A 13,712-nucleotide genomic window follows, 5' to 3' on the forward strand; every position below is an offset into this window, starting at 1 on the left:
ACCATCAACACGAAATCTGAGCATCACCATTTAAATACTACAAATCCAAAATGGATGTGAGTGAATGAAAAAATTTCTGCTTTGTTGTTTGATGTTGTGGTCGACGATGGGTTTTGCCGTCGATTTGACCAAGGGTGATGCCGCTGCGGTATTGGCTACGCTGAATCAAATTCGGCAGGAGCAAGGTTTGCCGGCTTTGGTTCCGAATGCGGCTTTGTCGAAGATGGCGAGCGAGCATGCTCGCTATTTGGCAGAGCATCCGAATGACATGCATCAGCAGACCAATCGTGAATCTCCTTTTTTTACCGGCGAAACCGTCGATGCGCGATGTGATCGTTTGAAGGCTGGGTTTAGCTGTGCTGAAGTGATTGCCTCAAAAGCGAATGATTGGAATGTCTCTTTGCGTTCTTTGTTGCGTGGTATTTACCACCGAAAAATTTTACTCGACCCCTTGCTGAACTTGGTGGGTGTGGGCGAGTTTAGAAATAGCAAAGGCGAATTAACGCATGTGGTCAATTTTGCTGCACCGACTACGCAGTTGACCACTATGGTCGCAAAGCGCTGTGTGGATGGTCAGTGTACTGAGCTTGAAAAGCCGACCTTGATGCAGGCACAAAACTATGTAAAGTGGCCGATTGAGAGTTCTGTATTAGGGCCTGTGCATCCGATCACGCTAAGAGGGCAAGAGATTCCCGATCCTTTGACTGAGGATTGGCCTGTATCGGGTTATCTCTTGTCGATTAACGCCAAAACGCCGTTCAAGGTGCTCTCTTGGTCGGTGAAGGATGAGGCAACGGCGCAAGTTTTTGATTCACAATTTCAGCCGGAACCTAATTCTGAAGAAAAATTCTGGCTGTTAAAAACTAAAAAACCATTTGATTCGGGTGCACGATATAGCGTGTTGGCCAAAGTCGCTACTAAAGGGGTTGAGACTGAGTTGATTTGGCATTTTCAAACTCGGTCAAAGCTTCAACTGAAGGCTATGGATGTCGAAACAGGGACTGAGATCAAGCCAGATGCATACCGAAAAAACCAAAAAATCAAGCTTTTTAGTGATAGTGTTTCTGATTCAGTTTCTTGGAAAGGGGTGTGTATTGAGTTTGCCAATGCGGAAGTTGATTCTGTGATTGCAACCATCAATGATCTTGGTCCACATTGTTTTGTTGAGGCGCAAGATACGCAATTTCAAAATCAAGTGATTCGCATTTTATTCAATAAGGGCACGACGTCGGCCAACTCAATGTAGGCTTAACTTGATTATTTTAAAAGAAACGATGGGTTGGCCGGATTGTGACGATACCCATCACTTCGATTGATGGGTATCGCTTCGCTCCACCTATCCTACATAGCCTTAATCACAATACATCAGTGCTTTTGACCAATGGCACGCGGGTTGAAACCGCGTTGAGGGCGATCAGGTGAATCATTTCGCTGACGGTGGTGCAGCAATCGGCCAGAATTGAGACGGTGTATTTTTCTGCTGCTTTCGAGATGGCGGTATGGGTCACGCAATTTTGCGTCATCATGCCGCAGATGAGTAGCTCGGTCACGCCAAGTTTTTGCAAAGTGGCCTCAAGATCGGTGTGATGAAAACTATCGGCATAGGCTTTGATCACTACGGGTGAGTCTGGAGCTGTTGCAAGAATACGTTGATGTATCTCAGCGCCAGTGCTGCCTTTATTGAAGAAGGGAGCAATACCCAAGCTTGGGTCGGCAATGTGCTGAATATGAATGATGTGTGTGCCAAGCGCTTTTGCCTTGGCGATGGCCTGCTCGATATTGAGCAGAGTTGCATCGGTATTCCATAGCGGGAATGCGCCGCCTGGGAAGTAATCATTTTGCAAATCAATCACTAATAATGCACGTTGTGTTGGCTGGGTCATCATGGGGCTCCGATCAAAGTGATAGAGCACTCATTATCGGTCGAGTTGTTTAGCAAATACAGTGGCCTAATTGCCAAAATACACTAAGATTGGGCCAATGCATTGTCATGAGTTGCTACCATGCCCAACAGTTCGCGTCCCATCGTCGCCATCATCGCGTTTGATCAAATTAGCCCGTTTCATTTGTCGGTGCCTTGCGTGGTGTTTGGCGAAAATCATCCCGGCGCACCGCACTTTGATTTTCGGGTTTGCGCCTTCGAAACGCCGCCTTTGCGCACCTCAGCGGGTTTTACCGTGGGTGATGTGCATGACCTATCGGTACTGGATCTCGCTGAGATGATTATTATCCCCAGCTGGCGCAATCCGGAGGAAACACCACCGCAGGCTTTGCTTGAATCGCTGAAAACGGCAGCAGATCGTGGTGCGCATTTGGTGGGCTTATGTTTGGGGGCGTATGTGTTGGCTGAAGCGGGATTGCTTGATGGTCGACACGCGACCACGCATTGGGCGTTTGCCGAAGATTTTGCGCAGCGTTTTCCCAATGTAAAACTCGATGCCGATGTGCTGTATATCGATGATGGCAAAATCCATACTTCGGCGGGTACGGCGGCGGGCCTTGATTGTTGTTTGTACTTGCTGCGTAGCCAATACGGAGCCAGCGCTGCAAATGCCGTTGCCCGTCGGCTGGTGGTGCCGCCGCATCGACAAGGCGGGCAAAGTCAGTATATCCAGCAACCGCTACCCAGTACGGCGCGTGATTCGCGGCTTGCCGAGTTGATTACATGGGTTCGGCAGAATTTAGCGCTACCGCATACGCTCGATAGCCTCGCCGACAAAGCGCTGATGAGCCGCCGCACTTTTACACGGCATTTTCGCCTGTTGTGCGGGCTTACTGTGGGTCAGTGGCTGATTAATGAGCGGCTGGCGGTGACGCAAGATTTATTAGAAAGTAGTGACTTCAATATCGAGCAAATCAGCGCGCAAGTCGGCTTTGGCTCTCCAGCATCGTTGCGCCATCATTTCAAGCAAAACTTTGGCGTGTCGCCACAAGCATGGCGGCAAACATTCCGTGGCGATATTGCTCAAGAAGGCTAGTGATTTCACATCACCGTCGCTCGTAATTGCATCGGCTTGGTACCAAATTGTTGGGCAAAGCGGGCGCTAAAGCGCGAGGCCGAAGCGTAGCCGCATTGTTGAGCGATGGCACCGATCGGCTGTTTGGTGGTTTGGATCATACCCAGCGCGATATTCAGTCGTACTTGTTCGAGCAAAGCGCGGAATGATTTGCCTTCTTTGTCGAGTTGGCGGCGTAGTGTCGATGCACCCAAATGCAATTGCTCGGCCATCGCGTCGACCGTCCATTCTTTAGCGGCGTTAAGCATAATCAGTTGCTGTACGCGCGCAGCGAGCGCATCGCTGCGATTGAGCAATAAGCCCGCGCCCAATCCTGCCATCGTCATCGCGAGCAATAAACCTTCGGCTCGGTGATGCAGTAATTCGGCGGGTTCATGGCTGGCCGTGGCGGCGAAGACTTCATCCCAAAGTTTGGCAATGACGGGTGTGGATTTCTCGCACAGCCGCGCTTCGGTTTTGAGTGCTGCAGCTACGGCAGCAGGGTAGCTGGTGCGAAAATGCTCAATCAATTGCGGATCAAACAGCAACACCTCGCAGGCGTAGCCCTTGGCATCGGGCACATTGGTCAGCGTTAATTGCATCCCTGCAGGCGCAATAATCAAATCATCGCGCCGTGCGATCTGCGTTTTCTCATTCAACCAAATGTGTTTTTCACCCTGCCGAATCCGCATTAGCGTGGGCTGCAGGCAGGCCACTTGGCGCAGTTGCTGCGTCGCTTTGGCTAAAATCACCGTTTGCTGAATCTGGCGGGTTTGGACTTGCATTGCGATTTGGCTTCCTGCTTAACATCTGGCAATGATACGGCGTAGTTGAAGGCAGCACCAAGTTAAGGCAAAAGTTCCCACGCTTCGTTACAGCGCCTTGCCGTACTATGGTCTGCGTGTGCCTTGCGTGAAAACTTTTGGACAGTCTCTGAGCGGCCTTGACTGGCTCAATGAGTAAGTAGATAAGCAAAAGTTTTCTTGCATCGTTGTCTTGCCCTGTCGTACTAGGTGTACTGCCTGCGGCTTCGACGCCTTGCCATAAAACTTTTGCGCGAGTGCTTATGCAATTATTTAGCGCGTTGATACGTGGCGGTCAATGTTGCTTTGCCTAGTTTATGTTGATTGAGCATATAGCCGACCAGTGCGCCGCTGGCGTTGGCATCGAGTGCTAACTCGGCCACATCCAAGGCCCAGACCGTATGAATGTAGCGATGCGCTTTGTCGCCTGCGGGTGGGCAAGCGCCACCATAAGCGGCGCTACCGTAATCGGTACGCGTTTGAACTGCGCCAGCAGGTACGGTACCCGCTTCGATGCTGTTCACGTCAGCAGGAATATTCACCACGCCCCAATGCCACCAGCCGCTGCCCGTTGGCGCGTCTGGATCATAAACGGTGACGGCGAAGCTCTTTGTGCCTTTGGGCGCATTTTTCCAGCTCAGTTGCGGCGACACATTCCCGCCCGTGCAGCCAAAACCACTGAATTCTTGTTGCTTGGCCATCGGCGCATTGGCTTTGAGGTCGGTGCTGCTGAGTTGAAAATCCGCAGAATGGGCAGAAAAGGCGGCGCTGGAGAGAACAAGGGCAGTAAAGAGGGCAGATGCAAGTTTCATGATGGGCTCCTGAATAAGAGTCATCATCATACAAATTGCAGCGCTGGGCGTTTGTGCGGCAACGCTCTAGTTTTAGCTTTAAACGCTCAAAGGCGGTAATTCATTCACTTTTTTGAGCGTTTATGGCGCTAATCATAAACCCAGCTTATCGCGCAGCGAGTAATACCAAGCCCCCAGAGCCGTGAGCGGCACGCGGAAATGCCGCCCGCCGGGGAAGGGCAGGTGGGGTAGTTGGGCGAAAGCATCAAACCGCTGGCATTGCCCGCGAATCGCTTCAGCCAATAGTCGCCCCGCCAAATGCGTAAAGGTTACGCCGTGGCCGCTGCAGCCTTGCGAGTAATAGATGTTATCACCCAGTCTGCCGACCTGCGGCAGGCGCGACAAGGTGAGCGAAAAGTTGCCCGTCCACGCAAAATCAATGTTTACGCCCGCCAATTGCGGGAAGGTCTTGAGCAAATTGGGTAGTAATACGCTTTCGATGTGCGCGGGGTCTTTTGCACCGTAACTGACGCCACCACCGTAGAGCAGTCGTTGATCGGCGCTGATGCGGTAATAGTCGAGCAGGAAATTGCAGTCTTCGACGCAGTAATCCGATGGAATGAGTTGCGTGGCGAGTTCACCGAGTGGCGCAGTGGCGATGATTTGGCTGCCGCAGGGCATGGTTTTGGCAGCCAGCTCGGGTACTAAATTGCCAATGTAGGCGTTGCAGGCGACGATGACAAAATCGCAACTCACCGAGCCTGTTGCTGTTTTCACCTGAGGGCTCGTTCCACGAATGATCTGTGTTACCGGAGATTGCTCGTAAATGACGCCGCCGAGTGATTCAAAAGCTGCCGCTTCACCGAGCGCGAGATTGAGTGGATGAATATGCCCACCGCTGTGATCAAGCAGGCCACCGACATAAGCCTCTGTATCGACGGCGTGGCGAATTGCGCCTCGGTCAAGAATTTCTAGCTGGGTATGGCCGTAGCGCTCCCAGAGCACTTTTTGTACGGCCAGATGCCCCATCTGTTTTTGGGTGAGCGCAGCAAACAGGCCGCCATTTTTTAGATCGCATTCAATCTGATATTGGGCGATGCGCTCGCGAATAATGCGATTACCTTCAAACGCCATTTCGCCCAAAGCTTGTGCCGTTTTGTTGCCGTATTGCCGCTCGATCACATCCATATCGCGCGAATACGAATTCACAATTTGCCCGCCATTGCGCCCCGATGCGCCCCAGCCCACCAAGGCGCTTTCTATAATGGCGACCTTAAAGCCCGCTTCGGCCAAGTGCAGCCCCGCAGATAAACCAGTAAATCCGGCGCCGATGATGCAAACATCGACTTGAATGTCATGCTGCAGTGCAGGCCGCTCTGGCTGCGGATGGGCGCTGGTTGCGTAATATGATGGGGCATGGACGGGCTTGGGCATAAGAACTCCAAACTTATGTATATGGCTCTAAGCTTTATAAAACATGGCTTAATGGGTAATACATCCTACTTGTTAGTGATGCTTTGTTTTTGTGTTGTGCTGCAGTTGTCGAGTTGAGGCTTTAAAATCCCTCCATATCAAACCGACGAAGTCGGTGCAGATATAGGGGCGCCTTTCTTTGCTTACTTTCTTTGGCGAAGCAAAGAAAGTGAGTCCCCGTCGCGGATTGCGACTGTAAAACAACGTGCCGTAGGCACCTAAAACCAATAATACGTAATCTGAACACAGCCTATTTGATTTTGATCGGCTTGCTACTTTCCTTCACAATCAGCCATTTTCCGTGCAGGCGTTCGAGATGCAATGCTTTCATCACTTGATCTTGGTATTTCGCAGCAGTGTATTTTTGTCGAAATTGAACTTGGGCAAAAGCGCCGCGCAGTTCGGTGATATCGATGTCATTGGTTTCGGTTTTGATAAACAGCGGCTCTGAAACTCTTTCGCGTCTTTGTTGTTGCCACTGCGCCAAACTCAGCCCATTGGCAGGGATAAACTCGGGCGAGTAAAAGCTTAAATATTCGTCAATCGCCTGATTTTGCCAAGCCTGCGCCCAGTCTTTCACCATGGTATGAATCGCTTGCTCATTTTTTGATAGCGGTGCGACTTCGTTGGCCCAGAGTGATGTAGAAATCAGCAGCAGACAGATGAAGTGAATCAGTCGCTTCATTGCGTAGCCCCCGAAAAAAGTGGGCTACTGTGCCAGATATTGTCATTTCTTGCTTGTCATAAACCGTAATAAAAAACCAAGCTAGAGCCAGAATTAAACGTGTAATAACAAATGTTTACGCTCCCAAGGGCTAATCACTTTGGCATATTCGACATATTCGGCTTGCTTCACGGCGCAATAGGCTTGGATGAATTTCTCACCTAGGACATCGCTAATCGGTTTGCAGTCGGCCAGTGCGGTAATTGCGCCTTCTAGGCCGCGCTCAAAAGCAAATGGCAGGCTATAAGCGTCGCCCGTGAGTGGCTCAGAAGGTTTTAAGTTTTCGACGATGCCCAAATAGCCGCAGGCTAACGTGGCGGCCAGTGCTAAATAGGGATTGCAATCGACGCCGGGAACGCGGTTTTCGATGCGGCGCGCAGCCGGTGTGGAGTGGGGTACGCGAATGCCGCAGGTGCGGTTGTCAAAACCCCATTGCACATTGATCGGTGCGGCGTAATAGCGCGTCAGGCGGCGATAGCTATTTACGAACGGCGCAAACAGCGAAATGACCGCCGGAAAATATTTTTGCATACCGGCAATTGATTGATAAAACACTTCGCTCGGTAGGCCATCGTCATTAGAAAATACGTTTTTGCCAGTGGTTTTGTCGACTACGCTCATGTGAATATGCATCGCCGAACCCGGCTCATTTTCCATCGGTTTGGCCATAAATGTCGCGTACATTTGATGGCGAATCGCCGCTTCGCGTACGGTGCGTTTGAATAAGAAAATCTGATCAGCAAGTTCGAGCGCATTGCCGTGCAAAAAGTTGATTTCCATTTGGCACGCGCCGACTTCATGAATCAGCGTATCGATTTGTAGACCTTGCGCGTCGCAATAGTCGTAAACGTCTTCGAACAGGTCGTCATATTCGTTGACTGCATCGATTGAATACGCTTTGCGGCCCGTTTCTGGGCGACCGGTTCGGCCCAGCGGCGGTTGTAGCGGTAGGTCGGGGTCGCGGTTGATGTCGACGATGTAAAACTCCATTTCCGGCGCAACGACTGGCTCCCAACCGCGATCTTCATACAGTTTGAGTACGCGGCGTAGCACATAGCGCGGGGAGAGCTCCACTGGCGTGCCGTCAAAGTGAAAGCAATCGTGAATCACCTGCGCAACTGGATCTTTCGCCCACGGCACCAAACGTATCGTGTTGGGGTCGGGAATCAGCACCATGTCGGGGTCGGTGGCGGGGGTGATGTTTTCGGCGTATTCGCCGGTGACGGTTTGCACCAACACGACCTGCGGTAAACGCATGCCTTCGTCTTCGTTGAACTTTTCGCGCGGTACGATTTTCCCGCGCGCAATGCCGGTGAAATCAGGGGTGACGCATTCCACTTCGGTAATTCTGCGCTCGCGCAGCCATTCGCTAATCAGGCTCATGATTTATCCTTGAATACGCTGTTGATAGTGCGCCAAGCACGCCGCGCCAAAGGCGTTAAAAATTGCGATCGATAAGGGGTTATCTTGGAATTGCCATTCTGGATGCCACTGTACGGCCAGATTAAATGCTGCCGTATCGGCAAGGCGGAAGGCTTCGATGAGGCCATCGGGCGCAGTCGCTTCACTGATAAGTCCAGCGGCGAGCTGCTTGACGCCTTGCTGATGCAAGGAATTCACCCATGCACGATCGTGGCCATAGAGCTGACGCAATAAACCATCGGGCGTCAGCGTGATTTCGTGCGCTGGCCCGTACATCGTTGCGATATCGCCATCAGGTTCGCGGTGGTCGAGCATATTGGGTAGGGTTTGGATTTGTTGGTGCAAGGTGCCGCCGAATGCGACATTCATTTCCTGTGCGCCACGGCACAAACCAAGTACTGGAATCCCTGCGGCAATCGCCGCGCGCATTAGCGGCAAAGTCGTTGCATCGCGTTCAGCGTCGTTAAAATCTTCAGCTAAGGTTGGTGAGCCATAGTGATGCGGCTCGATATTGCTTTGGCTGCCCGTGAATAACAATCCATCGACTTGCGCTAAGATGTGCTCTGCATGAATGGAGCCGAGCGCAGGAATCAGCAGCGGAAGTCCTCCTGCGCCCACCACGGCGGCGATGTATTTCTCGCCAACCAGATGATAGAAATGCCCGCTTTCAAGTTTCCAGCGGCAGCAAGGGATACCTATTATGGGTAATGACATGCAGCTATCTCTTTACAAAGGTTGGCGACCAATACGCCCTATAGCAATAATTCTGCTGGGGTGTAATCCAGCTCTAAATCACGCGCCACTGCCGCGTAGGTGACTTTGCCGTGGCAAATATTCAAGCCATTACGCAAATGAATATCGTCATTGAGTGCGTGTTTCCAGCCCTTATTGGCAATAGCCAGCACAAACGGCAAGGTTGCATTCGTCAGTGCTAGCGTGGCGGTGCGGGCTACGCCGCCGGGCATATTCGCGACGCAATAATGGATGATGTTGTCCACCACGTAAGTCGGCGATTCGTGCGTGGTGGGGTGCGAGGTTTCAAAGCAGCCGCCTTGATCAATCGCCACGTCGACCAAGACCGAGCCGGGCTTCATCAATTTGAGCATTTGTTTTGAGACTAATTTGGGCGCCGCCGCGCCCGGGATCAGCACCGCACCAATCACCAAATCGGCGCTGGCGAGCGCGACTTCAATCGCATCGGTGGTGGAATACAGCGTTGTGAGTTGCGGACCAAATTGGGTATCGATTTCTTTTAAGCGATTGAGCGACACATCAAAGATAGCCACCTTCGCGCCCAAGCCCATCGCCATCCGCGCGGCATTGATCCCCACCACGCCACCACCGAGTACGACGACATTAGCTGGTGCAACGCCGGGCACACCGCTAAGTAAAATCCCCGCGCCACCTTGGGCTTTTTCAAGGCAATGCGCGCCCGCTTGAATCGACATCCGGCCCGCCACTTCCGACATTGGCGCGAGTAGCGGTAAGCCGCCACGGCCATCGGTGACGGTTTCGTAAGCAATGGCGATGCAATCGCTATTGATCAGGCCTTGGGTTTGTTCTGGGTCGGGCGCGAGGTGCAGATAGGTAAACAGGATTTGCCCAGCGCGCAGCATGGCAATTTCGCTGGCTTGTGGCTCTTTCACTTTCACAATCATGTCTGCACGGGCAAAGATTTCCTCGGCAGATTCGACGATTTGCGCGCCAGCGCCAATGTACTGATGAGCGCTAAAACCGATTTCATCACCAGCATATTTTTGGATCATGACGGTGTGGCCTTGCTTGACCAGTTCTTTGACGCCGCTGGGCGTCAAGCCCACGCGGTATTCGTGATTTTTGATTTCTTTCGGTACGCCGATCAACATGTGTATCACCTTTGTGGGGCTGCTTGCAGTTCAAGTAGTCAGGCAAAAGCGCCCGCGCATCATTATCGCTTTGCCGTACTGTGCTGTCTGCGGCTGTGCGCCTTGCGCGAAAACGTTTACTTGTTACTTAGGGAGGGTAATTTGAGTGTAGATAGCGGATTTGCCTTTTCCAAGGTGGGTTTGCCCTAATGAGGTCTACCGTGCCTGTGCGTCGTTTTGGACTATGCTAAATGCAGTTTATTGGCGTTCAAAATCACGAGAGCACATCATGACAGCGCAAATCGATTGGCATTCCCGAGCAGCAACTCAGCAATTTGAAGGCAGAGCATTTATCAACGGCACCTACTGTGCGGCGGCCAGGGGCAAAACGTTTGCGGCGGTGAATCCCGCCACGCGCAGCGTTTTGTGTTCAGTTGCCGAATGTGGCGAGTTTGAAGTGAATGCGGCGGTGCATGCGGCGCGCGCGGCGTTTGATGATGGTCGTTGGGCTGAGCTGACCCCCGTTGCGCGCAAGACTATCTTGCTGCGTTTTGCTGCGCTGATACGCGAGCATGCCGATGAGTTGGCCTTGCTCGAAACGCTGGATACGGGCAAACCGATTGCGGATTCATTGGCGGTCGATATTGCGGGCAGTGCTTATTGCATTCAGTGGTACGCCGAGGCGATTGACAAAATCGGTGGTGAAGTCGCCCCACTGGCGGGCAATCTAGTGGGTATGGTTACACGTGAACCGATTGGTGTGGTCGCCGCAGTAGTACCCTGGAATTTTCCGCTTTTGATGGCGAGTTGGAAAATCGCGCCAGCGCTGGCGGCGGGTAATTCGGTGATTTTGAAACCGTCCGAAAAATCACCGCTAACGGCAATTCGGATTGCGTCTTTGGCCCAGTTAGCTGGCATTCCCGATGGCGTGTTGCAAGTGCTGCCTGGCGCTGGCACAACGGGGCGTTTATTGGCAGAGCATTCCGATGTCGATTGCATTGCCTTTACGGGATCAACGGCGGTGGGAAAACTGATCTCACAGGCCGCAGCGCAATCGAATTTAAAACGAGTTTGGCTGGAGTTAGGCGGTAAATCGCCGAACATCATCCTTGCCGATTGCCCTGACATCACCGCTGCAGCGAATGCAGCGGCCGGCGGGATTTTTTATAATCAGGGTGAAATGTGCTCCGCCGGTTCGCGGGTGTTGGTGCAACGAGAAATTTATCCGCAGTTTATCGCGGCATTGCAAATCGCAGCACAAGCCTACACACCGGGCGATCCGCTCAATCCTGCGACACGCATGGGCGCGATTGTCGATCAAATCCAATACGATAAAGTGCTGGCCTACATCGCGTCGGGCAAGCGCGAGGCTGAGCATATTGGCGGCGGCGATGCGGTGATGACTGAAACAGGGTTGTTTATTACGCCTGCGATTTTTAAAACAGCTCCCGATACAACCATCGCCCGCGAGGAGATTTTCGGCCCCGTGTGCAGTGTGATTGTGTTTGATACGCCAGCCGAAGCAATCCAAATCGCCAACAACAGCGAATACGGTTTGGCTGCCGCAGTCTGGACGTCAAATCTCACAACCGCGCACACGATGGCAAAAAAACTGCGAGCCGGCACGGTCTGGATCAATTGCTATGACGAAGGCGGCGATATGAATCTGCCGTTCGGCGGCTATAAACAATCTGGCAATGGCCGCGATAAATCGTTGCACGCGTTGGAAAAATACACTGAATTGAAAACGACGCTGATTAAGTTGGATTAGGCATTCTGTGAGGTCGTTCTGGCCCATACTTACGACGGATCCGTCTGCATGCCGCCTAAAAAGAAACGCTGGCCTGCAGCTAAGCACAGCAAAACAGGAATAATCCCTAACACGGTTGCAGCAAGGATCAAGTTACTCATGCTGGATAATGGCCCTGTGAGGATATTGAATAAGCCAACCGTAACAGGATGTTGGCTTGCTTCTTTAAGAATAATCGCAGGCCATAGATAATCGTTCCACGCCAGCACCATCGTCATAATCGCCAGCGCCGTAATCGCTGGATAGGATTGTGGAATGGCGATATGCCACAGCAATTGCCATTCTGTCGCACCGTCGATGCGCGCAGCATCGAAAACCTCTTTGGGTAATTGTTCAAAATATTGCTTGAGTAAAAAAACGCCGAGCGCACTGGCGATATTGGGCAGTACTGCAGCGGTATAGGTGTTGAGTAGTTTCATACTACCGAGCGTTAAATAGTTCGGGACGATGTTGACTTCGCTGGGGATCATAATGGTGGCAAGCAAAACCACAAATAGCGCGTTGCGACCATAAAACTCCATTTGGGCAAAGGCAAAAGCCGCTGGAATACTCAAGGCCAGTGTAAAAAACACCGTATTACTGGTTAAGATGGCTGAATTGCTCAGGTAGCTCAGTAAGGGCAGATCGCTAAATGCACGTTCAAACCAATGCAACGTGAGTTCTTGCGGCCAGAGTGCGGCAAAAATTGCACCGACATTGCCCTCGCCGATACTAAACGCGGCATCAGTCAAACGAACCACACTGCTTGGGTCTTTGGATATCCCGACCGACAAGGCCCACAAGAATGGGAATGTCATCAGGAACAAACCGAACGTCATGAGCATGTAGCGTAAGGTGATTGAGCTCAGTGCTATGGCTAGTTTTTTGCTTGAACAAGATCGATGAGGCTTAGCTTGAATCACCCGTTGAATTAACATCCTTTCCCCCATGCGCCATCTTCGCCCAAAAATTTAAATAAGATGGCCGCAATGACGAGGCACATCGCCAAAATTACCGTACTAGCTGCTGCCGAGAGGCCAAATTCAGCGAAGGTAAATGCGGCTGAGTAAACAAAAAATAGCAGCGTCAAGGTGTCATATCCGCCACCCGTGATGACTAGCACTTCAACGAAGACTTTGAGCGCGCCGATGGTGGATAGTAGCGTGCATAACAAAATCACGGGGCGCAGCGCGGGTAGGGTGACGTGCCAGAATACTTGCCACACATTAGCGCCATCGAGTCTGGCTGCGTCAATCAAATCCTGTGGCACGCGTTGCAAGCCAATTAAATACAGCACCATGTAATAACCGACGTTTTTCCAAATTGAAAACAGCATCACTGAATACAAGGCAATCTTTTCATCGCTGATCCAGCCAATATTTTGGCCGTCTGGTAGTAAATGGGCTGCGCTCAATAGGCCATTCAAAATACCTTGATAGGCAAAGAAATAATTCCAGACTATTCCCGCAATCGGAATCGCAATGATCACTGGATAATAAAATCCCGCGCGAAAAATAGTGATTCCGGGCAGGCGGCGAAACAATAACAATGCAATACCGAGCGCGCAGACTTGCAGGATGGGCACGGTAATGAGAAATAGCAGCGAGTTTTTTAGACTTTGCGCAAAATAGATGTTGGCCGAGAGTTCAAGATAATTGGCGAAGCTATTCCACGCGGTAGCGCCACTCACAACGAAATAATCCATCAAAGATAGGTATAGATTGAAGAATAGCGGCCACACGCTAAAGAGCAGAAATGGCAATGCAAATGGCAGGATAAATAAATAAGCGGTATACGATTTAACACCGGGTTTTGCCATGATGACCTCTCAGTTTTATCGCCTACTGGTGGCTGTGACGACAAAGTTCAC

At 51.5% G+C, this 13,712-nt stretch carries 13 protein-coding genes; 3 read left to right on the forward strand and 10 right to left on the reverse strand.

Features of this window, described 5'->3' with window-relative positions:
* Nucleotides 1–64: 64 nt before the first annotated feature.
* Nucleotides 65–1,246 (forward strand): CAP domain-containing protein, encoded by a 1,182-nt coding sequence (locus tag K4H28_RS00055; protein ID WP_221006253.1) that lies wholly within the window; start codon nucleotides 65–67, stop codon nucleotides 1,244–1,246.
* A gap of 109 nt (nucleotides 1,247–1,355) precedes the next feature.
* Here the strand turns inward: K4H28_RS00055 and K4H28_RS00060 are convergent, their stop codons facing one another.
* Nucleotides 1,356–1,886, reverse strand: coding sequence for a cysteine hydrolase family protein (locus K4H28_RS00060; RefSeq protein ID WP_255573568.1), 531 nt, complete (start codon nucleotides 1,884–1,886; stop codon nucleotides 1,356–1,358).
* Nucleotides 1,887–2,003: 117 nt separating this feature from the next.
* Between K4H28_RS00060 and K4H28_RS00065 the strand changes: the two genes are divergently transcribed.
* Complete coding sequence (locus tag K4H28_RS00065) at nucleotides 2,004–2,978, forward strand: helix-turn-helix domain-containing protein (protein WP_221006254.1); 975 nt, start codon at nucleotides 2,004–2,006, stop codon at nucleotides 2,976–2,978.
* 5 nt (nucleotides 2,979–2,983) lie between these two features.
* On the opposite strand, the gene K4H28_RS00070 is transcribed toward K4H28_RS00065, so the two are convergent.
* The 7 genes from K4H28_RS00070 to ald all read right to left on the reverse strand — a co-directional run bounded on the left by K4H28_RS00070 (nucleotide 2,984) and on the right by ald (nucleotide 10,074).
* Nucleotides 2,984–3,781, reverse strand: a complete 798-nt coding sequence (locus K4H28_RS00070; protein ID WP_221006255.1) for a helix-turn-helix transcriptional regulator — start codon at nucleotides 3,779–3,781, stop codon at nucleotides 2,984–2,986.
* A 287-nt stretch (nucleotides 3,782–4,068) separates the two neighbouring features.
* Nucleotides 4,069–4,611: a YbhB/YbcL family Raf kinase inhibitor-like protein gene (locus tag K4H28_RS00075; protein WP_221006256.1), complete on the reverse strand. Its 543-nt coding sequence runs from the start codon at nucleotides 4,609–4,611 to the stop codon at nucleotides 4,069–4,071.
* 132 nt (nucleotides 4,612–4,743) lie between these two features.
* Nucleotides 4,744–6,024, reverse strand: a complete 1,281-nt coding sequence (locus tag K4H28_RS00080) for an NAD(P)/FAD-dependent oxidoreductase (protein WP_221006257.1) — start codon at nucleotides 6,022–6,024, stop codon at nucleotides 4,744–4,746.
* A 289-nt stretch (nucleotides 6,025–6,313) separates the two neighbouring features.
* Nucleotides 6,314–6,748 carry a L,D-transpeptidase Cds6 family protein gene (locus K4H28_RS00085; RefSeq protein WP_221006258.1) on the reverse strand — a complete coding sequence of 145 codons (435 nt, stop codon included), beginning with the start codon at nucleotides 6,746–6,748 and terminating at the stop codon, nucleotides 6,314–6,316.
* A 93-nt stretch (nucleotides 6,749–6,841) separates the two neighbouring features.
* Complete coding sequence (locus tag K4H28_RS00090) at nucleotides 6,842–8,170, reverse strand: glutamine synthetase family protein (RefSeq protein ID WP_221006259.1); 1,329 nt, start codon at nucleotides 8,168–8,170, stop codon at nucleotides 6,842–6,844.
* Between the two features lie 3 nt (nucleotides 8,171–8,173).
* Nucleotides 8,174–8,923 (reverse strand): gamma-glutamyl-gamma-aminobutyrate hydrolase family protein, encoded by a 750-nt coding sequence (locus K4H28_RS00095; RefSeq protein ID WP_221006260.1) that lies wholly within the window; start codon nucleotides 8,921–8,923, stop codon nucleotides 8,174–8,176.
* Nucleotides 8,924–8,961: 38 nt separating this feature from the next.
* Nucleotides 8,962–10,074 carry an alanine dehydrogenase gene (gene ald / locus K4H28_RS00100; RefSeq protein WP_221006261.1) on the reverse strand — a complete coding sequence of 371 codons (1,113 nt, stop codon included), beginning with the start codon at nucleotides 10,072–10,074 and terminating at the stop codon, nucleotides 8,962–8,964.
* Between the two features lie 268 nt (nucleotides 10,075–10,342).
* Between ald and K4H28_RS00105 the strand changes: the two genes are divergently transcribed.
* Entirely contained in the window at nucleotides 10,343–11,824 is a 1,482-nt protein-coding gene (locus K4H28_RS00105) for an aldehyde dehydrogenase (protein WP_221006262.1), read from the forward strand.
* Between the two features lie 29 nt (nucleotides 11,825–11,853).
* Here the strand turns inward: K4H28_RS00105 and K4H28_RS00110 are convergent, their stop codons facing one another.
* Both K4H28_RS00110 and K4H28_RS00115 read right to left on the reverse strand, forming a co-directional pair.
* Complete coding sequence (locus tag K4H28_RS00110; protein ID WP_221006263.1) at nucleotides 11,854–12,780, reverse strand: carbohydrate ABC transporter permease; 927 nt, start codon at nucleotides 12,778–12,780, stop codon at nucleotides 11,854–11,856.
* Nucleotides 12,774–13,661, reverse strand: a complete 888-nt coding sequence (locus K4H28_RS00115; protein WP_221006264.1) for a carbohydrate ABC transporter permease — start codon at nucleotides 13,659–13,661, stop codon at nucleotides 12,774–12,776. The genes K4H28_RS00110 and K4H28_RS00115 overlap by 7 nt, the downstream gene beginning before the upstream one ends.
* Nucleotides 13,662–13,712: the final 51 nt, after the last annotated feature.

Origin of the sequence: Deefgea tanakiae (assembly GCF_019665765.1) — a bacterium.
Lineage (GTDB): Bacteria > Pseudomonadota > Gammaproteobacteria > Burkholderiales > Chitinibacteraceae > Deefgea > Deefgea tanakiae.

Excerpts from the sequence above, each read along its gene's own strand:
- K4H28_RS00055 (WP_221006253.1), top strand. The coding sequence starts at position 65 with ATGAAAAAATTTCTGCTTTGTTGTTTGATGTTGTGGTCGACGATGGGT.
- K4H28_RS00060 (WP_255573568.1), bottom strand. The coding sequence starts at position 1,886 with ATGATGACCCAGCCAACACAACGTGCATTATTAGTGATTGATTTGCAA.
- K4H28_RS00065 (WP_221006254.1), top strand. The coding sequence starts at position 2,004 with ATGCCCAACAGTTCGCGTCCCATCGTCGCCATCATCGCGTTTGATCAA.
- K4H28_RS00070 (WP_221006255.1), bottom strand. The coding sequence starts at position 3,781 with ATGCAAGTCCAAACCCGCCAGATTCAGCAAACGGTGATTTTAGCCAAA.
- K4H28_RS00075 (WP_221006256.1), bottom strand. The coding sequence starts at position 4,611 with ATGAAACTTGCATCTGCCCTCTTTACTGCCCTTGTTCTCTCCAGCGCC.
- K4H28_RS00080 (WP_221006257.1), bottom strand. The coding sequence starts at position 6,024 with ATGCCCAAGCCCGTCCATGCCCCATCATATTACGCAACCAGCGCCCAT.
- K4H28_RS00085 (WP_221006258.1), bottom strand. The coding sequence starts at position 6,748 with ATGAAGCGACTGATTCACTTCATCTGTCTGCTGCTGATTTCTACATCA.
- K4H28_RS00090 (WP_221006259.1), bottom strand. The coding sequence starts at position 8,170 with ATGAGCCTGATTAGCGAATGGCTGCGCGAGCGCAGAATTACCGAAGTG.
- K4H28_RS00095 (WP_221006260.1), bottom strand. The coding sequence starts at position 8,923 with ATGTCATTACCCATAATAGGTATCCCTTGCTGCCGCTGGAAACTTGAA.
- ald (WP_221006261.1), bottom strand. The coding sequence starts at position 10,074 with ATGTTGATCGGCGTACCGAAAGAAATCAAAAATCACGAATACCGCGTG.
- K4H28_RS00105 (WP_221006262.1), top strand. The coding sequence starts at position 10,343 with ATGACAGCGCAAATCGATTGGCATTCCCGAGCAGCAACTCAGCAATTT.
- K4H28_RS00110 (WP_221006263.1), bottom strand. The coding sequence starts at position 12,780 with ATGTTAATTCAACGGGTGATTCAAGCTAAGCCTCATCGATCTTGTTCA.
- K4H28_RS00115 (WP_221006264.1), bottom strand. The coding sequence starts at position 13,661 with ATGGCAAAACCCGGTGTTAAATCGTATACCGCTTATTTATTTATCCTG.